This is a genomic window from Photorhabdus aballayi, from assembly GCF_026153155.1.
Classification (GTDB): domain Bacteria; phylum Pseudomonadota; class Gammaproteobacteria; order Enterobacterales; family Enterobacteriaceae; genus Photorhabdus; species Photorhabdus luminescens.
On record NZ_JAPFCD010000006.1, the window covers coordinates 18,343 to 44,024 of the forward strand.

Annotated in this window: 8 protein-coding genes; 5 read left to right on the plus strand and 3 right to left on the minus strand. The window is 45.8% G+C overall.

Going from position 1 to position 25,682, the window contains the following annotated elements; genetic code table 11:
- Positions 1-419: 419 nt before the first annotated feature.
- From OO184_RS05045 to OO184_RS05055, 3 genes are read right to left on the minus strand one after another with little or no spacing between them, the layout of a single operon-like run.
- Positions 420-2,270 (minus strand): type I polyketide synthase, encoded by a 1,851-nt coding sequence (locus OO184_RS05045; RefSeq protein ID WP_265378244.1) that lies wholly within the window; start codon positions 2,268-2,270, stop codon positions 420-422.
- Positions 2,263-3,810 carry a biotin/lipoyl-containing protein gene (locus OO184_RS05050; protein WP_265378245.1) on the minus strand — a complete coding sequence of 516 codons (1,548 nt, stop codon included), beginning with the start codon at positions 3,808-3,810 and terminating at the stop codon, positions 2,263-2,265. The genes OO184_RS05045 and OO184_RS05050 overlap by 8 nt, the downstream gene beginning before the upstream one ends.
- 9 nt (positions 3,811-3,819) lie before the next feature.
- Positions 3,820-5,817, minus strand: a complete 1,998-nt coding sequence (locus tag OO184_RS05055) for a dehydrogenase E1 component subunit alpha/beta (RefSeq protein ID WP_265378246.1) — start codon at positions 5,815-5,817, stop codon at positions 3,820-3,822.
- A 1,770-nt stretch (positions 5,818-7,587) separates the two neighbouring features.
- Between OO184_RS05055 and OO184_RS05060 the strand changes: the two genes are divergently transcribed.
- The 5 genes from OO184_RS05060 (at position 7,588) to OO184_RS05085 (ending at position 25,654) form a co-directional block, all read left to right on the plus strand.
- Complete coding sequence (locus OO184_RS05060; RefSeq protein WP_265378247.1) at positions 7,588-8,994, plus strand: carbohydrate porin; 1,407 nt, start codon at positions 7,588-7,590, stop codon at positions 8,992-8,994.
- A gap of 147 nt (positions 8,995-9,141) precedes the next feature.
- The gene (locus tag OO184_RS05065; RefSeq protein ID WP_265378248.1) at positions 9,142-9,384 is read left to right on the plus strand and encodes a hypothetical protein; all 243 of its coding nucleotides are present in this window, start codon (positions 9,142-9,144) and stop codon (positions 9,382-9,384) included.
- Between the two features lie 1,623 nt (positions 9,385-11,007).
- On the plus strand, positions 11,008-11,826 hold the full coding sequence (locus tag OO184_RS05075; RefSeq protein WP_265378249.1) for a 2OG-Fe dioxygenase family protein: 819 nt from the start codon (positions 11,008-11,010) through the stop codon (positions 11,824-11,826).
- Between the two features lie 92 nt (positions 11,827-11,918).
- Positions 11,919-24,392 (plus strand): hybrid non-ribosomal peptide synthetase/type I polyketide synthase, encoded by a 12,474-nt coding sequence (locus OO184_RS05080; RefSeq protein ID WP_265378250.1) that lies wholly within the window; start codon positions 11,919-11,921, stop codon positions 24,390-24,392.
- Positions 24,389-25,654, plus strand: coding sequence for an MFS transporter (locus OO184_RS05085; RefSeq protein WP_265378251.1), 1,266 nt, complete (start codon positions 24,389-24,391; stop codon positions 25,652-25,654). Before OO184_RS05080 ends, OO184_RS05085 begins: the two co-directional genes overlap by 4 nt.
- Positions 25,655-25,682: the final 28 nt, after the last annotated feature.

The following is a 25,682-nucleotide window of genomic DNA, read 5'->3' on the forward strand; positions in this document are numbered from 1 at the left end:
ATAGTAGTATTTCACAAAAGCTCACTCTGTGATAGCAATCACTGTAAAACGCTTATTTTAAATTTCTTTGTAGAAGATAATCCCCGTTTAAAATAATATCAGCTAAAAGTCAGGTTAATTATATTATTAAGTCAGGACAATATTGATATTAATTAAATTAACCTTAATCCTCACTAAAAATAACTATTTCAGAGATATACCCGTTATCTTTCAAGTTGCCTCTTTGTTGGCTGCATTCAGGCTTCAAATTCTCTAATATCTTACGCAAAATATTCCTTTATTCACTGCTCAGGTCTGACATTTCATCTTTATCATAGAAGGTGAACAGCATGAATCGCGCCTAAAAGAAACCCCACAACCTCTTTCGAGATTGTGGGGTTTCCAACATGCTCTTTGATTTTCCTGTTCCGCTTCACTGCCTACTGTTTTGCAACCACAGATTCATTGTGAGGCAACCAGTAGTGCCGATGTTCAAAAGCATATTTAGGCAATCGAATACGCAGCGGTTTCTGCCCGGAAGGCCAGCAGGTACGCCAATCTATGTCCTGACCTTGTAGCCATAAGAATCGAGAGTCATCCTCCGCCATATGAAGCCATTGATCTTCTTTGGTTGAAGCAGACGAAGCAAAATCCCGTAGCTGCCTTAGTAGATCCTGCCGGGATGTTGCCACAAATAATGCCCGATAAGACAACGCTGCCCGGCCAAATTGTAATGTCCAGCTCACCGCAGGCAGATCAACGCCTTCGTCGTTGTCAATGAAATCTCCCAACACAGCCACCATTTTTTGTAACGATGCCTGACTATTGGCCGAGAGAGGATAATAATCCCCCTCCAAATTGGCTCTCATCTGTTGCTGTGTTTGAGTTGGCGCCTCTTCCAGAATGACATGGGAATTGCTGCCGCCCAATCCAAAAGAACTCAGTCCAGCGAAACGTTTTTGCCCTGCCCCAACCCGCCAGGAATTTTCCTCTGTAGCCAGTTGTAAACGTGAATCCACGCTATCAATTTCAGGATTCAAACGCTGAAACGCGGCGCTAGGTACAATGGATTTATGTTGCAGCATTAATAAAACTTTAACGATGCCAGCTAACCCCGCAGCCCCTTCTAAATGCCCTATGTTGGCTTTTACCGAACCAATATAGCAAGGCTGTGACATCTCTCCTGATTGATCATAGTTAAAGACTTCATTAAGCGCATTAAATTCTATGGGATCACCCAATGAGGTTCCCGTTCCATGTGCTTCAAGGTAACTGATTTGCTCCGCAGAGATTCCAGCCTGTTGCAAGCAATCTTTAACCAACGCAATTTGCTGCTCAGGGTTAGGTGAAGTCAGTGAATTAGCTCGCCCACCATGATTGACCGCCGATGCCCGAACGTATCCATAAATCGGGTCCCGATCTTCTAAAGCCTGTTTTTGCGTTTTCAAGAACAAACACACAGCCCCTTCACCACGGACAAAACCATTAGCATCCGCATCAAAAACCCGACAACAGCCATCCTTAGATAACATTCCCGCCCGGTAATAAGCAGCCATGTTGAATGTGTTGCTCAATAGGTTGACACTGCCAACTATCGCCTGTTGGCATTCTCCAGAACGCAATGAATTCACCGCTTGAGTCAGTGCCGTCAATCCACTTGAACACGCGGTATCAATCTGCAAACTCGGGCCAATAAAGTTGTAATAAAATGACAATCTGTTAGCCAAGAGGCAATTCAGTGTCCCTGTCGTCGCATAAGCATTTGCCATCGCCATATCGGCCGCAACAAGTTCACGATAATCATTACTGCACGAGCCAATAAAAACACCCGTCTTTGATCCTGAATAGCCAAGCGGATTAGCGCCGCTATCTTCGATCGCTTGCCAAGTCAGCTCCAACAGCATTCTCTGTTGCGGGTCCATCATGGCCGCGACTCGCGGAGAAATACCAAAGAACGGCGCGTCAAAACCATCGATACTATCAAGCAGCCCCGCTTTTAAGGCTTTTTTAGGCAACGGAATAGCGTAAGGTTTTCCAGACGCAAACCGCTGCTCTGGGATCTCTTTTATTACACTGTGTCCAGTTCTTAAGATCTCCCACATTTGTTCTGGGGAATCTTCCGCCCCAGGAAGTCGGAAAGCCATGCCCACAATAGCAATAGGCATCTGTTTGGTATCACCCGCACTACTTATTGAGGGAGTAATGGAACTTAAATGTTCCAACAAGGCAGATTTAGCTATCCGTTGTTCATCCGGGCTAAGCGAATGATATATGTGGTGCAGATTATCCATGCTTTCCTCCTTCTATGAGGCGCTGTAACCTTAATGCTGCTTCGCCATCAAGACTACGCATCGCATTAATAAAGTCATCTAAGGAATGTTTCTTCTCAGTCAGTTCAGTTTTGGCCGTGTCAAGATGTTCAATCAATCGATGCGGCGAGCTATAACGCCAGAACAGCGTTGGCGATAATTTCCGACGAAAATGCACTGACATTCTTTCTGCAAGTTTTACCGCCTTAAGCGAATCAATGCCCAAATCAGCCCAAGTGCGTTGCATCATTGATTCAGTAAAATCTTCGTCCCAATTCAGGAAATCCGCCAGCAACGTGCGTAATTGCCCAGAAACCGATTTACCTGATTTACTTTCTATCTGATGCGCGACAGATCGTGGCCCAGACAGAACACGAACCTGAGCAATAATCTCGGTAATAAACTCAGACGCCTCTACCCCATTGAGCAAATAGTGATTAAATGCCAGAACGAGGTTCATCTCTTTGTTGTGAGGCGCGCCAATGAACAATGTCGACTGAGATGGCGGCACAATAACAGGTACGGCAAAGGTAGCGCCGTCGTTGCCGGTATAGGAGATCATCATAGGAACATCAATATCAACCGGCAGTTTTTCCGCATCTGGATCAAGTACCCCATTCAGATGTTGCCTGAACTCAAAAAAGCTCATTGTTTGCGTGCTCGGTACTTTTAACGAGCTCAAATCGCCTTTTTCATCCAGAAAAGCAATACCCAGATTGATATCCGTATAAGTGTGGTAACGCTCTTGATCAAGCGGCCTGGAACGCAACATCGGGAATTTTTTCAATGCCTGAGAAATTGCATAAGTAATTACCTGAAATGGCGTTATCCACTCCTGCTGCCCGGAGGTTTCCGTTAAATGATGAATAGCGTTATCAACCAGCTCAATCGGTAATGGTTTAGCTGCCCAACAAGGCTGTACCGTCGCACTATTTAACCGTATTGCACGATTAAGACGCTGTTGATCTCGTGACAGCAAACCCACATTGCCATTTTCTGCATTGTCTTTTTCTAACGTCTTGGTTTCGCGGTGCTGCTGAAGGTAATCATCTATATGACCAGGCAATAATGTGCCATATTTTTCCGCCAGTTGATTAAGAATGTGCGGCTCAATTTGGTGTTCTTGTGCGTACTGACGGGTTTTCGGCGGAATACGCGCAGGAGGAGCAGAGACTTTAGGGGCAGTCTCCACTTGCTCTATTTTTTCGACTTCCTCCGCCACTTTCTCCATTTTCTCCGGCGGAGGCGTTAACGCTTCACTGACAGGGGAAGATTCTGCCGTCTCGCCAACGGCTCTGATGACGGCAATAGGCGATCCAACAGGGATAATGTCATTTTCCGCCGCCAACCATTTTTCCAAAATCCCCTCAACATCAGATTCAATGGTAAAGGCAGCCTTATCCGTCTCCATTTCATAAACAGGTTCATCACGCTTGACATGATCGCCCACCTGCTTAAGTAACTGGATGATGACGACTTCAGTGGTTCCTTCTCCCATCGGGGGAATAAGCAACTGTGCCATAAGTTCTCCTTAGCTCATTACCGCATAGACGGAAGCCAAAATGTCATCCGTGCTGGGTAAAACCGCTTTCTCTAAACAAGGATTAAAAGGAATATGAATATCTTCACGCGTCACCAGGCGCGGAGGCGCCAGTAAAGAGAAGAAATTGTCATTCTCATCCAAAATATCAGCAATAATGGATGCTCCAACACTGGCCGTCCGGGTATCCTCTTGCACAACGATAAGCCGTCCGGTTTTGCGCAAAGATTCCGCAATCCGTTGTTTATCCCAAGGTACCAGACTACGTAATTCAATCACTTCAATGTCAATATTGTCTTTTTCCGCCTGAAGAGCAGCCATAGTCGCAAGCTGAGTCGTATTACCCCAAGCAACCAGTGTAATATCCTTTCCTGCCCTGACGATATTTGCCTGCCCAAGCGACACCGGACTCACTAACCGGCGCTCATGGCGCTCTCTCATAAGGTGTTTAGGGATCAGGATCAGACTTGGCATATCCAAACTTAATGCGGTACGGAACAATGCGACGGTATCGGCTGGCGTCGTTGGAACAAGAACATTAATACCGGGAATATGCGCTAAGATACCGTCCGAGCTTTGGCTGTGCCATATACCGCCGCCAGGAAGATAAGCGCCATAAGGAGCATATATCACTACCGGACAGCGCCATTTTCCTACCGTTCTCCAGCTTAAAGTGCCAAGTTGCGACTGTAACTGATTGAGACCTAATCCAACAAAGTCAATAAATTGCAGTTCAACAATCGGACGCCAGCCACAGGCGGACAACCCAACAGACGAGCCAATAATCGTGGCTTCTGAAAGGGGAGCGTTAAAAACGCGATCAGGATAGCGAGTAGATAAGCCACGGGTGAAACCAAAAACACCCCCTTTAGGATCTTCAATATCCTCACCAAACAACAGCACATTCGGATGTTGACTCAATGCCTCGTCCAACACCTGATTTACCGCTTTGACCTGCGTCTCTTCGGCTTCCATCTCAACATGTACGGCAGGAGCGCTTTCACGATTACACAAATAGGTACTGACAGTTGCAGGATCAGGCTCTTCTTCGTGATAAACACGCTCGAATATTTCCGCTACATCAGCTTTAATGCTCTCTTTTTGTTCAGCCAGAGCCTGTTCAGTAATCGCCCCCTTTTCCTTTAAATAGGCGACATAATTTTCAATAGGGTCCTGTAGTGTCTCCAGCTCATCCGGGGTACGGTACAGTTTGTGAGAATCTGAATTGGAATGAGAATCTAACCGATCCATACGACAAACCAATATGCAGGGAGTCCGCTTAAATCGCGCTTTATTGAATACCTCCTGTGCGACAGGAAATACGGTTTCCGGCTTGCGGGCATCAACATGGCGGATCAAACACTCGTTAAATATTCCCAATCGATACGGGGCCATTTTCTCCGTTGATGTACTAATACCCAGTTTATTATCGGAAACCACAAAGACCACCGGCAAACGCCTTTCAACCGCAAAGCTGACCGCTTCATAAAATTCTCCCTGCCGGGTCGCCGCATCGCCGACACCACACACGACAAGCCCGTTTTTATTGTCCAACACGCTTGCCCAAGCAGCGCCAGCCGCGGGAATACATTGGGTCCCCGTCAGGCTGACTACCGAGAAGATATTATGCTCTTTGGAGCAAAAATGGTTCGACATGGTTCGGCCGGCTGAGTGAGAAGTGGCCTTGCCCATAAGTTCCCTTGTCATTTCAACAATAGACATACCACGCGCTAACACTAATGCCCGATCACGATAGTAAGGAACCAGCACATCATTTTTTTCCATAAGCTGAGGCAACACAGCCAGCCCTTCATGCCCAGCAGCCGACACATGGAACCAAGCTCGGCCTTGTCGTGTGACTATTGCGCTACGATTATCAAATTCCCGTGACAGCAGCATGTCATAAAGTAACTTTTGCTCATCCAAACAATCATTAATTGAAGGGCTGTGTTCCTTAAGAGGTACTTCATTGATCTGTACGTCTATCACTCTCTTTTTCCTCACAAATAGTTAACGTGGTAGTTGTCGTTATTGCGCTTAATGCCTGATAAAAAGGCGAACACGGGGTAGTCCCGTTCATGATTACTTGAGAGACTATAGATCCCGATAAAGAAGTGAACGTAGGGTTATTGCCTACGCGAATTGCAAAAGATAGAGGTATACGGTCACAATTTTTAATTACGTTTATACCCGTCATCTTTCAAGTTGCCTCTTTGTTGGCTGCACTCGCTCACCCCGGTCACATAGTTCGCTATGCTCCCAGGGATTCGCTCTCTTGCCGTCGCGATGCATCTTGAAATCCATAGGGTATATACCCGTCATCTTTCAAGTTGCCTCTTTGTTGGCTGCACTCACTCACCTCGGTCACATAGTTCGCTATGCTCCCGGGGATTCGCTCCCTTGCCGTCGCGACGCATCTTGAAATCCATAGGGTATATACACCTAACATAGGGGGAAAAATTATCTCCATAACCATAAATGGTTTCGGCCATCATGGTATTCCCTAAATTTTTAGCATTGTCCTGAACATAATGTGACACCATTTAAAAAACTCCAACCGATGAACAACAGCCATTCGTTAAGAGTAGGGCCAACAAGCATCGGCATTTCCATGATTACAAAACAATTAAAAAAACAGATTCTTACCTATGTCTTTAAATCCTGCAATGATAAGACATAGGAATAATTCATTACTTTGCTAAATTATTTTAATGATCAGATTTTTTCGACAAGCTCTTCATTAGGTATTTTTATGTTCAACCAAGACATGGCCTCAATAATAACACGTATTATATCAACCGAACTTGAGACTTTATGCTCACATTAGAATTCATTATGTTTTGTGATGAATGTCAATAACGTTCTCCTCATATCAAACAATAGATAAAGCTGAATTGACGAAATCATCCAGCATCAATCCTGATATTTTATTAAAATTTAGCTTATTATCTCCTATGTTTTATCATAAAAAAAACTGTAGTAATGCGGGAGTGATCACAAAAAGGGCACCAAAAAATTTAACTATATGATTATTATGAATTTATCACCCCAAACAGCACTGATATTATAATGCAATTAGTGGGATATCAACATATAAAAATATATTTCATAACTATTTGAATATATTATCAATCATTCAAATAGTAAATTAAAAAAATGATAAAAGGAAATATCATTTTCACACTTTTAAAATGATTAGTTCATGCAATTATTTCCACTCCAGATATTCCTTCTTAATTCCAAACAACAAAGGCTATAACGGACAACTCCCTTTGTTTAGCGGTGGTTTTCTGTGATATACCGATATACCACTCATACATAATCAATGATAACTGAATACATCCGGCAATATTCAATCATGCGAAAAAAGCTAAGAATATTATTCAATTGCATCACCAAATCGGTTCTTCTACTTTATCTCGCTATTTGGTCTTGATGAAAAACAAGGATTAAACATGGTCATCACTCAGACCTAAGCCTGTGGCGCATTAGTAACTACTGCCAAAGATATAATGACTGCGCTACCCAATGCCGACAAATCAACTGCTTTTTGCAAATACAAACCTGAACACACAGTGGTGGACATCCATCTACAGTTACTTACCTTTCATGCCGAATTTGCGTATTCGATCACAATAGTTTGATCTGGTTAGTAAACTTGGTTGCGATCTGCCAATCAACCCAATTATCTTTTAGCAAAAACCAGCTTAATAATTTACCTACGGTATAATAACTAGTATCCCAAAAGGGTTGAGTATCATGAAAAACCTTCACTATTTGCTTGTTACACCAGGATTAATACTTTCAGCCTCTGCCCTTGCTTCACCTGCTAATAGCATCGAAGCACGCCTTGATGCACTTGAGCAGCGGCTACAACAAGCAGAACAACGAGCCGCCCAAGCGGAAGCGCGAGCCACCGCCGCCGAGCAACGCGCACAGCGACTGGAACAGCATGCTATCGAAACCAAACAACAGGCCACACAAGTCGCACAACACCCTACTTCACAGGAAAATAGCGCTTCATCAACCAGCAATTTGAAACTGAATGATTTTGGCGATCTAAAATTGTACGGCGATGTAGAATTCAATCTTGATGGCGCCAGCCGAACCGGTCAGCTTACTTCACTTAAAACCAGCGATAATAAAGACTGGAAACCTGGCGACAAAGAGCGTTGGAATGTCAATGGCCGCATTTTGATCGGACTGGACGGTTACCGCCGTGATCAAAACAACAACTTTGCCGGCTTTAGAGTGCAACCGTTGGCAGACATGACTGGCAAAATGAATCTCGACGACGCCGCTTTCTTTTTTGGCAATGAGAAAAACTGGCAGGCCAAAATCGGGCGTTTCGAAGCCTACGATATGTTCCCTCTCAACCAAGATACTTTTATCCAGTATTCTGGTAATACCGCCAACGATTTGTATGCCGATGGTTTCGGTTATATTTACATGATGAAAGAAGGACGTGGCCGCAGTAATAGCGGTGGTAACCTAATGCTAAGCAAATACGCCGGCAACTGGTATTTCGAACTCAATACTCTACTCGAAGATGGCACTTCGCTATTCCGAGATAACGCCTACCACGGCAATACACTGGAAAATAAAAAAAATGTCGCCTATTTGCGCCCGGTAGCAGCCTGGAAACAAGATCAGTTTAGCGCAGCCATAGCGATGGAGAGTAATGTCGTCAATAACGCCTATGGCTATCAGAACAAGCAAGGGCAATGGGTTGACCAATCCAAACGCAATGGTTATGGCATAACACTCAGTTGGAACGGTCTGGAGGCCAATCCTGATGATGGCATTGTCGCTAACCTGAATACCGCCTATCTGGATGCCTCAGATGAACATAATTTCACTACCGGAATTAATGTAATGTGGCATCGTTTCGAACTGGGTTATATCTATGCCCACAACAATATCAAAGCGTTCAATACTGACGATACAACCGCACAGATTAATCACCCATTCAATGAACCGGGTAAATACGATATAAATACCATCCATATGTCATATCAGATTCCTAGTATCATGAATATGAAGAACTTTAATCTCTATCTTGGCGCCTACGTCTCTATGCTGGAAGCAAATGCTAACAACAAAATTGCCAACAGTAATAATGACCGACGCTACGGCGCACGCGCCAGATTTAAATATCTCTTCTGATGCAGATTAATTATCTCTGATTATGTGCACGACGATAAATTTAATGTCAGACTTTGTTTCTGACATTAATGTAATAGGTGAAGTTGGTAATAATAAAAATTCAGTTATATCGTTGGGTTTAACTTATAAAATGTAGACAAGTTAATTATGAATGAAAAATTTTTATTATTAACTGCATTGTTAGTTTTATCTACATCTGTTTCTATAGGCGCTAAAGAAGAGTTGAATATTTCAGAATTTAAATATGATGATTTTCATACTATGAATATAGAAGAAATGGAAAAAACAAAAGGAAAAATAAGAGTTGCTGTAGCAGTTGTCGCTCAGAGTGTTGCTGGTACTAGTCATGGTAGCGGTTGCTTTACGTACCATGCGGGTATAGTAAAGTGAGTGTTATGCTTTTATTTACAAGTATAATTTCGGTATATGCTATTATAGCATGGAAGTTTTTTCCTGAATATAAAACCATAACTATTATAGTAGCTAATTTTTGTTGGTTATCATATGGTTACTTACTAGAATACCAATCTTATGCGTTATATATGCCGTTATTTAGCATAGCATATGCTATATTATTACACTCTATTTTCAGAAAGAAAAAATTTAAATTTTATGATAGCTCCTCAAAGCTCTATTATATAATTCCTTTTTTTGTCTTTATGCAAGAATTAATCAAAATCGTCAATAAAATATAATATCAACAACCTATTTCAGTAGGTATATACCTTATGGATTTCAAATTAGCATGAAAAATCAAACCCACGTTTTCTTCTGAAAATGGTAAAAACCAATAGATATACCCAATGGATTTCAAGATGCATCGCGACGGCAAGGGAGCGAATCCCCGGGAGCATAGAGAACTATGTGACCGGGGTGAGTGAGCGCAGCCAACAAAGAGGCAACTTGAAAGATGACAGGTATATTTACAGAATTAGTAATCCATTTATATTCAAGGAATATAAATGGTAGGATTTTATTACTGATAACTCCCTACTAACTGAATGGGATATAAATAGTCAATTAATTTCCTAGATTAATGATATACTAAGGTTAAAATCAATTAAATTTAATATCACATTCTAACATCTCTTTATATGTAAATTTTTTTTGCCAAATTAAAAATAAAAACCCGAGTTGACATTGTATACTTTGCGATCTATTTTCTATTTAATTTTAGTGAAAAAATTTTTATTGTTGGGAGGATTCAACTAATAAGAGAAATCCTTCAAAAAGACGGTCAGTTACTATAGTAAGCATCTATTTCGCCAAAGGAAAATACACTATGACCTAAACAGAAAACAAGCATCAGAATTAGCGACAACTACAGTGAAAGCATTGTGCCCATTAAAACATAAGGGTTAAAACAATGACGTTTGATAATGGCTTAGCATTTGCCAGTCATGAAATGATCAATAAAGAATTAGATATAAAAATTGACTTTGCTAATCCTTATGCGTTGCTGACCAAAAGGGAATAAAAGGAAAGATGAATTTCAAAGTATTGTAGGAGGATACTATTGTTTCACCCGGCAAGAAAGGCAATACTATTGAGGTCATTAACTCATTCAAAAAACGGCTGTTATAATATAGTAGGTTTGTTTAAGAGCCTATTTATTTAAAATTAACTCTCTCATTTATCCAACAACATTCTTTACTATCTGATTTGTCAGAAATTGATTGATTGATTTTTCAGATCGAAAAAAAGCATGGCAATGTTGTTGTACTTACTATGCGAAATCGAGACATTCTTATTTATAGGTGTTTTTTAAAAACATTAAATATATACCTTATGGATTTCAAGATGCATCGCGGCGGCAAGGGAGAGAATCCCCGGGAGCATAGATAACTATGTGACCGGGGTGAGTGAGTGCAGCCAACAAAGAGGCAGCTTGAAAGATAACGGGTATAACTAAATAATTTTTTGAGTTAATTAGCATTAATTGGTTTTCCCTAAGATATCGTAATTAATTTAATACGATGTCATTTTAGTTCACCCTAATAAAGAGATATTACAATGGGCTGGAATATATTTATTAACGCACCAGAGAGTTACCGTCTTACTACCGCACATATCCGCAATAACTTGCACCAACAAGGGTTTGCCACTTTCAACGCCACCGATCTTGCCCTTTCTGACAGTGAAAAAATCGATCTTATCTCTCTGTGTGAATTATCAAAGTCACTGCCGTTAGACCGATTTGGTGAAGGTGGTCGTCACCGCAGTTATTGCGAAGGAGTGTGGAGCGGTGAAACAGAAACTATTCATTGGAAAACAGGTCATCAGCAGCCTGATGGTAGTATAGAGATTGATTATCATCAGGGAAGTGAATATCAACCTGAATTTGGTGGTGTGGTACGCAAATTCCTGCGCATGCCTGATGAAATACTGAATAAAGGACTACTTAATAAACTCATTTGGCACGATCTGAGTCTAACCGGCATGGCCGAACATTATTCCCGTTTGCTGTGTGGTGTACATTTGATCCGAATGCAAGCACTACCTGGTAAACCGGCAAAAATTACGCCTAACTGTTTCCATCGTGATGGTCAGCCGTTCACCGCTGTACATTTGATTGAACGTTACAATGTCGAAGGCGGTGCAACGCATATCGCGCCGCCTTCTTATGCAAATTGCCAGCTTGAAGAAGTCCCTGCTCATAAGATAACTCGCTTTACCCTTAATGATCCCCTTGATAGCTACATCATCGACGATGCAGCGATTTGTCATTACATCAATCCCGTAACTTGCGATGAAAACTCCAGCGTTGGAGTCCGTACTATCATTCTGATTGATTTCACCCCGTTAGAACAGAGTGACAGGTGCTCCCAATAGCGCTTTTGCAATGAAAAATGGCGACAGCCAAGGCGATAGTTTTTACGGCGATCACTAAGCTTCAAGAACCCTTTTATCTTAGGAAAAATGTTGTGAGTAATCATTCAAACACCTCAGCAAATGTTCCATTCTTATTGCCAACGCCTGCTCAACGCAGACTATGGCTTATTAGCCAAGGAAATATGGACTCAGCATTATATAACGTGCCATTTTCGTTACGTTTGTGTGGTACGTTAGATACGAAAGCGTTTGAACAAACTATTCTTTTTATGATTGAGCGTCATCCAGTGTTGCGTTCTCAATTTCATGTTCTCAATGGAGAATTGCAGATAACATTACATCCGCAGCGGCCTGAATTACGTATCCGTGATCTCAGCTATTATTCCCCGGAAGAACGCGAAACCAAAATACAGTCAATCTGTAATAATGAAGCCAAATATTGTTTTAATCTCAGTAGCGATTTGCCTTTTCGTTGTTTATTGCTTCGTCGACAAGAAAACGATCATCAGTTGATATTTACGCTTCATCATATTGTATTTGATGATTGGTCTACTCACGTTTTTCTTAATGATTTTAGCCATGCCTATAATCAGTATAAAGTCGGTCAACAACCTAAGTTGGCGACGATTACTTACCCATATGTCAGTAACTCTGTAACAGATATTCATATTAATAGCGCCCGTCAGCAACGCTTACGCGACTATTGGGGAAAACAGCTAGCGGAATTGCCTGAACTACATAAATTATCTACAGATCGGCCACGGCTATTGGAACAACGGGGATGTGGCGCGGTATATCAGAAGTCACTTCCTTTATCTCTCGTTGGACGTATTTCTAAAATCTGCCAACGTTATGGATTAACACCTTATATGGTGGCGATTTCCGCTTTTGCAGTATTACTGAATCGTTATTCATACGATGACGACATCGTTATTGGCAGTCCATTTGCGAATCGTCACAGTATTGATGAACATGTCCGTCTTGGCTTTTTTATCAATTTATTACCGCTGCGTTTTCGCTTTAGCGAGGAAATAAGTTTCAGTGATCTATTAGTTCAAGCGCGCGATATATTGCTTGATGCATATGAAAATGCTGATTTGCCGTTTGATGAGATTGTCGACGTGGTACAACCCTTGCGTTCTCTGAGCCACGCCCCTGTTTTTCAGATTATGTTTGATTATTTGAAGAGCCCGGGACAAGCATTGCAACTAGATGGATTAGAAACAGAAATACAATTTATCCATTCTGATACTGCTAAATATGATTTGACGTTATCGATAGAAGAATCCCCGAATTCCCTACTCTGTCTGGTTGAATTTGATACCGATTTATTTGATACCCTCACCATTACTCGCATGGTGAATCACTATGAAAAATTGTTGGATAGCTTGTTAAGTGAACCTGAACGTTCTGTCGCCAAATGTAGCATGTTGCCGCCAGAAGAGCTGGAGACGTTGGCTCGCTTCTCCCGGCCGGCAGAACCTCTACCCGTATTGGAATTTATTTCAGTAGCTGAACGCATCAAGTCACAAGTGCGTAATAATCCAGATGCCCGAGCGATTGTTTGGCGTGATCAACGTTTCACCTATGCTCAACTGGACCAGTATGCGCAATGTCTGCTCGCGAAGATGCGCCAGTGCGGCGTTGGGCCGGGTAGCCGGGTTGCCGTATTTATGAGCTACCGACCAGAAATTGTCATCTCTTTTTACGCTATTCTCTCCGCCGGGGCGGTTTATGTGCCGTTATCCCCCGCTGATCCTCGCTTTGCCGATAAAATAAATGATGCACAGCCAGTACTGATCCTCACCAATGAACAGGATGCTGCTGGTTTGCTTGATTTTCGTGCCATCACGCTAGAAGTTGATGGACTGTTTCGCCAACCAGCGCCGCCGGAAGAGCAACCAATCTGGCCGGTGAAGGAAAGTGATTCGGCCTATATTATTTACACTTCTGGTTCAACGGGTAATCCCAAAGGGGTAGAAGTAAGCCACGGCAGTCTGCACGCATCGTACCATGCCTGGTGTTATGACTATCGTTTCACCCAACCCGGTGAGCCAGTATCGCTACAACTTGCCGCCCCGATTTTCGATCTCAGTATAGGGGATTTCAGTCGTACTCTGGGTTGTGGTGGATGCTTGGTTATGTGCCCGCGTGAATGGTTGCTGGATGCGCCGGAAATGCACCGCTTGATGATGAGCGAAGGCGTGACCTTTGGCGATTTTCCTCCTGTAGTACTGCGTCAATTAATTCAGTTCTGTCAGGATAATGGGAAACGTCTGGATGGATTATCAACACTAGTGTGTGGGGCTGATGTCTGGTTCGGTCATGAGCTGCACGCAGCACAGACGCTTTGCCGCCCAGATGCGCGTATTCTGGGTTCTTACGGTGTAACCGAAGCCACCATTGACAGCACTGTTTTTGATCCGGAAACACATCCATTGGCCGCCGGGAAAGTGATCCCATTAGGTAGGCCGCTGGCTAGCTGTGAGCTGTTCATTGTTGATAAACACTTACAACAGGTGCCAATCGGCGTTAGTGGTGAATTGTTGATTGCTGGTGTTACCGTAGCGAAAGGATATCTCAATAATCCTCAGCTTACGGCAGAGAAATTTATCACTGGCAAATTCGATAGCCAAGGTCGTTTTGTGGCAGACAGTTTTGTGCAAGATAATAGTGGTACGCGATTTTATCGCACCTCAGACATTTGCTGTTTCCTGGCTGACGGTACTATTGATTTCATGGGACGCAGTGATCATCAGGTCAAAATTCGCGGTTTTCGCGTCGAATTAGGTGAAGTTGAGAGCGCCCTACTGGAACACGCAGATGTGCGCCAGTGTGCGGTTGTCGCCTGTAATGACAGTACAAATAATAAAGTGCTGGTCGCCTATGTTGTGTCATCGGCTGATACTGATAAGTTACGGCGTTATTTGTCCCTGCGGCTACCCGGGCACATGATGCCGCGTGCTTTCGTGTTTCTCGATAAATTACCCACCACACCTAATGGCAAGGTTGATCGCAAGCGCTTGCAGGTCCCAGATTTTTCGCTACCAGAAAATCAGGAATCTATGACAGAACCGGTAAATGATCGTGAAGAACAACTGCTGGCATTATGGAGAACAGCGTTGGGGGTTCAGGTCATCGGCACCGAAGATAATTTCTTCTATTGTGGCGGCAATTCATTAACTGCTGCCAATCTGATTACGCAGATCAACAAAACGTTTAGTGTTCAGCTTAAGCTTTCCGCTATTTTCAATCATCCGACTATCGTCGGTTTAGCTTCGCTACTGGATAGCATTGAAAAGAACTGTGTCGAAAAGAACGGTGCGAAACAGAGTGTTACTATGCAGCACATTTCGCAGATCAGTGACTTACTCTCATTCGGTCAGCGCAGTTTGTGGTTGCTTGCGATGCAACGGCCGGATGATTGCAGTTACAACGTGCCTTTCACACTGCGTCTGCATGGTAATCTGCATTTTAGTGCGTTAATGCAAGCATTGAATGACATAGTGCAACGTCATGATGTATTGCGCACTACATTCTCTAGCCAAGTCAGCAAAGTAAACGGGCCGGATGGAACATCCAGTTTTGAACCCAGTTATCAGGTTGCGCCTGAATTAACGCTAACCCTGCGCCAACAAAATATCGCCGGCGGTGAATCAGCGCTGGCATCGAAATTGCGGGAAGAAATGATGGCAAGTTTCGATCTCGCCAATGGACCACTCATCCGTGCGGTACTGTTTACGTTGTCCCCGCAAGAACATGTGCTTTGTATTACTCTGCATCACATTATTTCCGATGGCCGCTCGCTGGCAATACTTTTTGATGAGTTACGGCACTGCTATCAGGCACGTCTGGCCGGTAAGGCACCCATGCTACCCATGTTGGAAGCAAACTATGGGCATTTCATTACCTGGCAACGGTCTCGACTGGCTGATCCCGCGGTACAGCAACAAATTCACTTCTGGCGTCAACAATTGGCAGATGCGCCAACTACTCTGACACTGCATGACATGACCGCCCCCACTGACGAGGCGACGGCAATAAGTTGTGCTATTCCCCACCAGTATGTTGAAGGTGTAGAAAAACTGGCTCGTGAGCAGAACTGTACACCGTTTATGGTCTGGTTGAGCTTGTTTGCACTCCTGTTGCGCCAGCAAAGCGGCGAGCAGGATCTTATCGTCGGCACCCCGGTGTCGCTGCGTACCATACCTGCATGGGATGCGTTGATTGGTTACTTTGCTAATACTTTACCGGTACGTATCAATAGCGGTGAGTTGCACACTTTCCAGCAACTACTGATGCATACGCGACAAGTTAGTCTCGATATTCTTGAAAATCGGGATTTACCATTCGATTATTTGGTACAGACACTTAATTTGCCTCGTGTGGCGGGTAAAAATCCTGTTTTCCAAACTATTTTTTCCTGTGAACTGGATCAACCAAACGATGCAACATTCGGGGACACGAAGGTTTCAGACGTCGAGTTGGGGGATTATCGCGCCAAAATTGATCTGGAACTGGCTATTAACCGTGTAAATGGTCAGGTTTATGCTCACTTTATGGCAATGCCGGGTGTGTTATCTGCCGTCACTCTGGAACGGATGAGTGAGCGTTTGCTGGCTATGTTGTCACAAATCATTGAAAAACCAGATACTGCATTGGCTGATTTGTTGACGGTTAATTCCGGCAGTAGCGCTCAACCAGCACTCATTGTTGATAAGTCACAAGGACTGTTTCAATTGTTTGAGCAGAGCCTGTCCCAGTATGGCGGACATGTGGCGCTGGAAAGTGATGAATTGAGTCTGAGTTATCAGCAGCTTGATACATTGACGGCATATGTGGCGCAGCAACTACAACAAGCAGGTGTAAGCCGTGGCGATCGAGTTGGCATTCTGATGGGACACCATCCACATAATGTCACGGCAATGCTGGCAATTAACCGGATTGGTGCGGTGTTTGTGCCGTTGGCTCCTGATAACGCCGAACCAGCAAATCGGTATGTGATTGATAATGCGGCAATAAAAGCGATCTTATGCCGAAATGAAACAGCGCCCCTGTGCCAGCGTCTTGGTCTGGCGGCAATTAATATTGATGAGTTAGATATAGCCAATACCCCCCATATGGCAATGGCGGCGATCTGTCAGCCGGATGACTGCGCTTACGTTATTTACACGTCGGGCTCGACGGGCAAACCGAAAGGGGTTGCTGTCTCCCACCGCAGTGTCTGTCATAACATTCTGGCAATACGCGATGAACTGAGGCTGGAACCTTCTTCTCGCATAGCACAATACTCTTCGCCCGTGTTTGATGTGATGTTGGGAGAAATTTTTCCAGCGCTTGCAACAGGTGCTTGCGTGGTCTTCGGTAAGAAACAACAACTATTACCTGGCAATGGGCTGACAGAGTGGCTGGCACATAAACAGATTACTCATATGTGGATTGTACCTTCCGCGTTAGCGATAGTGCCGTTAGTACCGCTGCCTAATCTCCAGGTGCTTATCGTAACGGGTGAGCCTTGTATGCCCGAAGTCGCCCAGCGCTGGTCTGTAGGGCGCAGGCTGATGAATGGATACGGCCCTACTGAATGTGCGATTGTGGTATCCCTTACGGATTATCATGCCGCAGGACAAAGTCTGGTACTGCGCCCAATGGGCGATGTTCGCTTCTATCTGCTTGATGAACAGAGAAAACCCGTGGCGCCGGGGGAAATGGGTGAACTGTATTTAGCGGGAACCTGTGTTGCACAGGGCTATCTGGGGATGGATGAAAAAACCGCTGAGGTGTTTTTACCCGATAGCTTTGCACCACAATTAAAGGCTCGCATGTACCGTACCGGCGATATTGTGCGCCAACTCGTGGATGGCGCACTGGAGTTTGTTGGTCGGGTTGACCGTCAGGTAAAAATCCGTGGTCACCGAATTGAACTGAATGCTGTACGTGCCGCCCTAAGTGCGTTACCGGGTGTACGTCAGGCCGAAGCGCTGGCGATCACCGATAGCCAAGGAAATAAAGAGTTAGCGGGATACATTGTCGGCGAAACTAGCCGTAGTGAGATCCTGAACGCATTACGCCAGCAGGTTAGTGAAGTTATGGTGCCAACGGCGCTGTTCTTTCTTGATGCACTACCTACCGGCATTACGGGAAAAGTCGATCTGAAAGCGTTGGCTGAAATGAAACTGACACGTGCCGGTCAGCATCAATCTTCCCCTTTGCCAGCCAAAGTTGTGTCATCACTTAGTCGCGTTGAGGCTATCTGGCGTGAACTGCTAGAGAGGGATGAAATCGGTTATGACGAAAACTTTTTCGATGCTGGCGGCCACTCACTGCGGATTATGGCGCTATTACAACAATTGAATGAGGTGTTTGGTCACGGCTTGTCTGTCACCGATATTTTCGCTCATCCCACCATTCAACAACAAGCTCAACTACTGGACACACTGTCACAACAAAAAACACCTGCCACAATCACACCGTCGATAGTCACTGAAGAAACAGCAACGCCATCAACGCTGAATGTTTCGACTCAGGATAGCAATGCTATTGCGATTATTGGTATGACTGGCCGCTTCCCACAAGCGCCAGATCTCGACACTTTTTGGCAGCGATTGTTAGCAGGTTACGATGCCAGTGTAGCGTTGTCTGACGAGGAATTGTTACAACGTGGCGTCGATCCAGCGCTGTTAAGTCACCCGCAATTTGTCAGACGCGCACGTTTGCTGGAAGGTTGCGCGGAGTTTGATGCTCGTTTCTTTGGTTATTCATCACGAGAAGCGCAGGTGATGGACCCGCAACAGCGGTTGTTTCTTGAAATGGCATGGGAAACGCTGGAATTATCTGGCTATGGCAATGATAGTACACCGCGTTCAGTGGGAGTTTTTGGTAGCAGTGGCTTCAATTATTACCTGCTGGAAAACGTCATGCCAAATAAAGACCGGATGCATCTCGACCCCGGTCAGTGGCAAATAGGTAATGACAAGGATTTTATCGCTACACGTGCTGCTTACAAGCTGAACCTTAGCGGACCGGCTGTCAGTATTGGCACCGCCTGTTCATCATCACTAACTGCTATTCACTTTGCTTGCGAAAGTTTACGACGCGGTGAATGCGATATGGCGTTGGCAGGTGCGGTAGCACTGGACCCGCAACAGGTTGGTTTCGTCCATGTCAGTGGCGGAATTATGTCTCCAGATGGTCTTTGCCGGCCATTTGATGCGGCGGCCAACGGTACAGCCAGCGGCAGTGGCGGTGGGATGATATTACTAAAACGTCTGGCTGCTGCTTTGGAAGATGGCGATACTATCCATGCGGTAATTAAAGGTTCTGCTGTCAATAATGATGGCGCACAAAAGGTTAGTTACACGGCACCAAGTATTGACGGCCAATCTGCTGTAATTAAAGATGCGCTGCGTAACGCGGGTGTATCGCCTGCCAGCATCAGTTATATCGAAGCACATGGTACGGCGACCTCTCTGGGCGATCCAATAGAAGTACGTGCGCTGACTCAGGCTTTTCTGGAACAGTCTGATGGTGAGACATTGCCTGTAGGGAGTTGTGCAATAGGTTCTGTGAAAGGAAATATAGGGCATACTGATGCCGCCGCCGGTATAGCGGGTGTAATCAAAACCGTGTTAGCGCTGCGTCACCAGACTTTGCCGCCAAGTATTCATTATCATCAACCCAATCCTGCAATCCACTTCGAACAGACTCCATTTTCTGTGATCAATACAGCACGCCCGTGGCCGCAAACAAGTAAGCCACGTCGTGCCGGCGTAAGTTCTTTCGGCATTGGCGGCACTAATGCCCACCTTATTCTGGAAGAAGCTCCACATCAGCAAGATACCCGCATATCAGATGACGAGCGCTGGCATCTGCTGCCGATTTCAGCGAAAACGCCGCCAGCGTTAATTCAACAAGGGGAACGTTTGGCAGTAGCACTGACTACCTGTCATCAGCCATTGGCGGATATTGCCGGAACTTTGCAACAGGGACGCAGCGCCTTCAATGAACGTGCTTTTGTTGTGGGAAAAGATCGAGAGCAATTAATCAATCAACTACGCCAGCTATCGCCGCAAACTGTTAGTCGGAAACAACAGCATCGGGCAGTAATTTTTATGTTTCCAGGTCAAGGAAGTCAGTCTATTGAAATGGGTCAATCGCTCTATCTGCGTGATGGTGTATTCCGCCAACAATTTGATCGTTGTGCCGAACTGCTACAACCACACATCAAACTGGATATCAGGCAGTTAATTTATCCGCAATCGGAACGCGACAATGCTATCAGCCGGTTAAATGCTACACGTTATACTCAGCCTGCGCTGTTCACTGTTGAGTATGCTCTGGCCTGCCAGCTACAAGCGTGGGGCATTACCCCCCAGGCAATGATTGGTCATAGTCTCGGTGAACTGGTTGCTGCCTGTGTAGGGGGTATGTTAGAGCTGGAAGACGCACTGGCATTAGTAGCCAATCGTGCTGCAATCATGCAACGCCAACCTACTGGGGCAATGCTAGCAGTTCAAGCATCATCTGAACGTATAGTTTCGCTGGCGCCAGAGTGTGAATTTGCAGCAATCAACGGGCCTGAACAGTGCGTGATAACTGGCAGCCATGACAACATCGCGGTACTGGAAGAGCAGTGTAAAAAGGCAGGTATTTCTTGCCAGCGACTCACGACATCACATGCATTTCATAGTTCATTAATGGACGCTGCCGCACAACTGATGCGGGAATTCAGCGCAGGCTTCACGCTACAATCCAGCACCACCCCGATGATCTCGAATGTCAGCGGCAGTTGGTTCAGTGAACAGGATCGCGATAATTCTGGCTATTGGGGCGATCACCTGCGTCGGCCGGTACGCTTCTATGATGGAATTCTCACCTTGCTGAGCCATTATGATAATCCAATCCTGCTTGAAGTAGGTCCGGGGAGTACGCTGACCAGCATGCTGAAAGCTCTACAGCAGACAGGCCAGGCTCAGATACTGACCACAATGCGCCGTACCCGCCAGCAGAAACCAGATGAAGAGGTGCTGCTCAATACCATCGGGCAGTTGTGGCAGCAAGGAATCGCCATCGATTGGGCTGCATTTGGTCATTCACACAAATTACATCGGGTTATGCTGCCAGTGTACCCCTTCCAACGCCAACATCTCTGGTTGGAACATCCTGTCACTACATCAGCCGCCGTAGTAAGTACACAGCGGAGAAGCGTACCGACTTTCACACAATTATCGGATAGAGAGGGGGTCACGCAATTTACTTGTAAGCTAGATGATAATGTCTGGTTTATTGATGAACATCGCATTTTCGAAGGGCAAGGTGTATTACCGGGCACAGGTTGCCTGGAATTAGCGCGTCGTGCTTTTAACGAATTGCAACCCGGCGGCACGGCCACTTTTAGTGAGGTTTATTTCCCCTCGCCATTGGTACTACCGTCAGGTGTTGAGCGTCAGATACGCATTAGCTTGACCGCCATTGATCGCAGCTTTGCCTTTACGCTGGAGTCTCGCGGTGATGGCGATGACATGTGGCAACTCCATGCAAACGGTAATATTACTGCCATATGCTCGCCACCAGCAGAGATTGCTTCGCCTTATGAGTTACGCCGGAATTTGCAGCTTGAAGAAGTTGCAGAGGCGCCAGAGCGCTTCAATCAGGCCTTTGCTGACTATGGACCACATTGGCAATGCATTACAGGTGTTTGGATGGGTGATCGCTGTGCGTTGGCACAGTTGCGGCTCAATCAGGCATTTATCGATGATTTGCCTGATATTGCATTACATCCTGCTTTGCTCGACTTGGGCACGGTGTTCTTACATGCCTGTCTGTTACCGGGTGATGCTTCAATCCCGTTCCATTATGGTTCACTGACGCTGCATCGGCCATTATGCGCTGAATTTTACAGCCTGGCAGTTGAGACGGCGCCACGCACCTATAACATCACGCTATTTAGTTGGGATGAGAACCAGAATTGCAAGCAGGTGCTGGTTGAAATTCACGGTTACAATTTACGGCAATTCAATTCGTTACCTCCCCAGACAGCGCGCGAGTCGAATGTAGCCCAGTGGTGTCGTCACCCTCGATGGTTGCCGAAGCCACTGGGCGAAGCAAAGCAGAATCGTGCGCCGTGGCTGATTTTTGGCGCTCAAGCGGCTGATCTGAGTGATTTATGGGAAGCGGCAGCGCCCGGTAGTATTGTTGTCGAAGATGCTGATGAATTTCTGCAACAGGAGACTTACCGCTTTAGTTTGCGTAAGGATCAACCCGAAGATTATCAACGACTGATAGATTGCCTGATACAGCAACAAGTGCTGCCAGAACGTATCATCTGGTGCTGGACTGCGGCAGTGATTTCTCAACCAGAGGCCGCGTTTGAACAACTGGCGACTGCGATTAAAGCGCTTACCAGTCATCACAGGGCTTTCAATATTACCCTAATTTCCCGTGGGCTACAGGCAGCCAGAGTGTTGGAAGCCTGTAATGCCGCACCCGCGCTTGGATTGCTAGGAATATTAGCGACAGAGTATCCGGGATGTTCTGCACGTCATATCGATCTGGATGATAACACCGTTGTTACACATCAATCGCTGATTGCGGAACTGTACACAGATATACAACCGGACGAAGCGACAGAAGGAATGCCGGTTACCAGTATTACGCTTAAACAGGGTGAGCGTGAATTGCAGACATTTACTGAGCTTGATGAGATACCTCGCCGGCAAATTCTGCGTGATGGCGGTGTTTACCTGATTACTGGTGGATTGGGGGGGATCGGTCAGTTACTGGCGCGTCACATTAGCGATAAATGCAGTAAGGTTAAACTCGGTATCTTGAGCCGCCGGGAAACAAATGCGACAAGCGAAGCTTTACTCGAGGTGTTACGGAAATCTGGCGCTGAAGTCATGATATTGCGCGCTGATGTTGCTGATGGTGCGGCATTGACTAAAGCACTGGCACAGATGCGGGCAAGATTTGGCGCTATCAACGGTGTGATTCATTCAGCCGGTATTGAAGCCAGTGGGTTGCTGGAGCATAGCTCGTCGCAGGACTGGCGGCATGTAATGGCGGCAAAGGTAAGTGGTACACAGCAACTGATGACGGCGATTAGTCAGGACCCTCTCGACTTTGTTCTGTTGTGCTCTTCACTTACCTCATTGATAGGTGGAATTGGGCAGGCGGACTACGCGGCAGCAAATCGTTATCTTGATGCCGTGGCTCACTACTGGCGACAACAGGCTATACCGGTAACCTCTGTTAACTGGGATACCTGGGCCGAAGTGGGGATGGCTGTGGATTATGCCGCTCGTCGTAAAGAAAGTGTGATCGGTCTTAGTAATCAAGAGGGATGCGCTATTTTCGAGCTGGCTATCGCCGGAATGGAAGCACAGGTCGTTGTCAGTAAATTTACTGCTGTTCGACGCGCACAATCACGGAATTTATCGGCGATAGCTGATTCCGCCAGCCCAGAGGAGGCGGTTCGTCAACTGTGGTATGAGCTACTGGGCGAAGAGACGATTCATCTGGAAGATGATTTCTTCGAACTGGGTGGTCATTCACTGTTGGCAACACAGATGATCTCCCGTTTGCGTGATCATTTCCAACACTGTCTGACACTGGCGGAGTTTCTCGAACAGCCGACTATGGCACGTGTTATCCGTTCACTATCTGATGAGAAAAAGGACCAAGCTCCTGAGAATGCCCATATCCGCTACTGTCTGGCGCCCATTAATCACGGCGGTGATTATTCACCCTTGTTTTGTGTGCCGGGTATGGGCGGCAATGTTACCCAATTTATGCCCTTGGCCGCAGCGTTACCACAAGAACTCCCATTTATTGGCATGCAGTATTTGGGGCTTGATGGAAAAACTGCGCCGCACCAATCGGTAGAAGAGATAGCAACACATTACATTGCCTGTTTGCGCTCGGTACAGAAGCAGGGGCCATATCATATCGGCGGCCATTCATTAGGCGGAAAAGTAGCTTATGAAATGGCACGGCAACTTCATGCTGAGGGAGAAAGCGTCGGTTCTCTGGTGCTACTCGACTCTGCCGCGCCACCCTATGCACCGGTTCCGTATCAGGAAGATGCTGATATTGCCAAAGTTATTCTTGGTATTTTTGCCTACTACACTGATCGGCTGGAAATGATCGACAGCTTGGATGATGACGAAATGCGTGCATTACCACGTGAGGCGTTACTGAGCTATATCCAAGAGCAATTAAAACGCTTTTCGTTGATTCATGCACAGAATGATATGAGTTCAATTAGCGGATTGTTCAATGTCTATCGGGCTGCATCGGATATGTCGCCGAAATATCGTCCAACACCAGTACAGTTGCCAATTCCTATGCTGTTAGTAAAAGCGGTAGAACCCTTACCGAAAGGGGTTGTTGTGCCGGAAATACGGGAGACCACTGCCTGGGGTTGGGAGAAGTTTTCCACTCTTCCCATTCGTATCGCAGAAGTGCCGGGGAATCATTATAGCTGTCTGATGGAAGAGCACGTAGCCCATGTATCGCGAGCAATAATCCATAACTTTCCGTCAATAATAAAAGGAAGGCAAGTATGAGTAATTCTTTCTCAACGGCTCGCCTTCCTGATACCCGGCAGCATAAACACCGATTGGCTGTGATCCTAATGACATTGACTGTGGATGCTTTGGGTATCGGGATTGTACTCCCCGTGTTACCCGATCTGTTGCGGGAGGTTTCCCCTCAACCACCGGAAGCGGGTGTGCCGTTAATTGGGTTATTTGTCGCACTATATGCTTTTGCACAGTTTCTTTTCGCTCCGTTGTTAGGGACGCTTAGCGACGCTTGGGGAAGGCGGCCGGTATTGCTTTCAACACTGTTTGGCACAGCGCTGAGTTATACGCTGGTGGCGACAGCGCCGTCGCTGGGATGGTTGGTGGCCGGTATATTTCTTTCAGGCTCTACCGCCGCTAGCACTTCCGCTGCATCGGCTTACGTAGCAGATGTTACGCCAGAAGCACAGCGGGCCGCGCGTTTCGGTCTGGTCAGCGGCGTTCTTGGCTTCGGCATGGTTGCCGGGCCAGCCCTCGGTGGGTTATTAGGCATGATTGCACCGCGCCTTCCGTTTGTCATTGCTGGCTCACTGGCAGCAGTGAATGCTATTGCCGCCATGTTTGTTCTGGACGAAAGTCTGACTAAGGAGAACCGGCGTTCGTTCGACTGGCGCCGTGCCAATCCTTTTGGCAGCTTGAAACTACTGGCGACAGATGGGGTGCTGAGACGATTGGTTTATGCTTCGGCGCTTGGCATGGTGGCTTATGGCATTTTTCTGGCCTGTTTTGTCTTACTCAATGAAATTCGTTTGGGCTGGGGACCACGTGAAAACGGTCTGGCTCTCACCGGACTCGGCGTCGGTATCATCATAACGCAAACTTGGTTACTAAAAATGTTCGTGGCGCGCTGTAACGAATACCGCACCGCGATCATCGGTTACGGACTATATATGTTGGCGTTTATCGCTTATAGCCTGGCCGTATCACCCCTTATTGTTGCTGGTGCAATCGCTTTGCATGCACTGGCGTTGATCAGCGATTCAACGCTTCGTGCTTTGATTTCATTACGTGCAGGCAATGAGCGACAAGGGGAATATCTGGGAGCACAGAACTGTATGTTGGGTCTGGCTATCACTGTTTCACCGTTGTTGGGCGCATTCTTGCTGCATTTTTCATCTCGTCAGGGACAATCTCTCTACTTTCAAGGGTTCCCTTTTGTTATTGCTGTGGTTGTTTGCTTCTGCGCCATATTGATTTTGCTGCGTGGCTCTCAGGCAGACATTAAATTTCGCAATTTGTATAAATAAAAAGATCACCAGCCTGTGAGGATTAATT

Excerpts from the sequence above, each read along its gene's own strand:
- OO184_RS05065 (WP_265378248.1), top strand. The coding sequence starts at position 9,142 with ATGAATGAAAAATTTTTATTATTAACTGCATTGTTAGTTTTATCTACA.
- OO184_RS05060 (WP_265378247.1), top strand. The coding sequence starts at position 7,588 with ATGAAAAACCTTCACTATTTGCTTGTTACACCAGGATTAATACTTTCA.
- OO184_RS05085 (WP_265378251.1), top strand. The coding sequence starts at position 24,389 with ATGAGTAATTCTTTCTCAACGGCTCGCCTTCCTGATACCCGGCAGCAT.
- OO184_RS05075 (WP_265378249.1), top strand. The coding sequence starts at position 11,008 with ATGGGCTGGAATATATTTATTAACGCACCAGAGAGTTACCGTCTTACT.
- OO184_RS05045 (WP_265378244.1), bottom strand. The coding sequence starts at position 2,270 with ATGGATAATCTGCACCACATATATCATTCGCTTAGCCCGGATGAACAA.
- OO184_RS05050 (WP_265378245.1), bottom strand. The coding sequence starts at position 3,810 with ATGGCACAGTTGCTTATTCCCCCGATGGGAGAAGGAACCACTGAAGTC.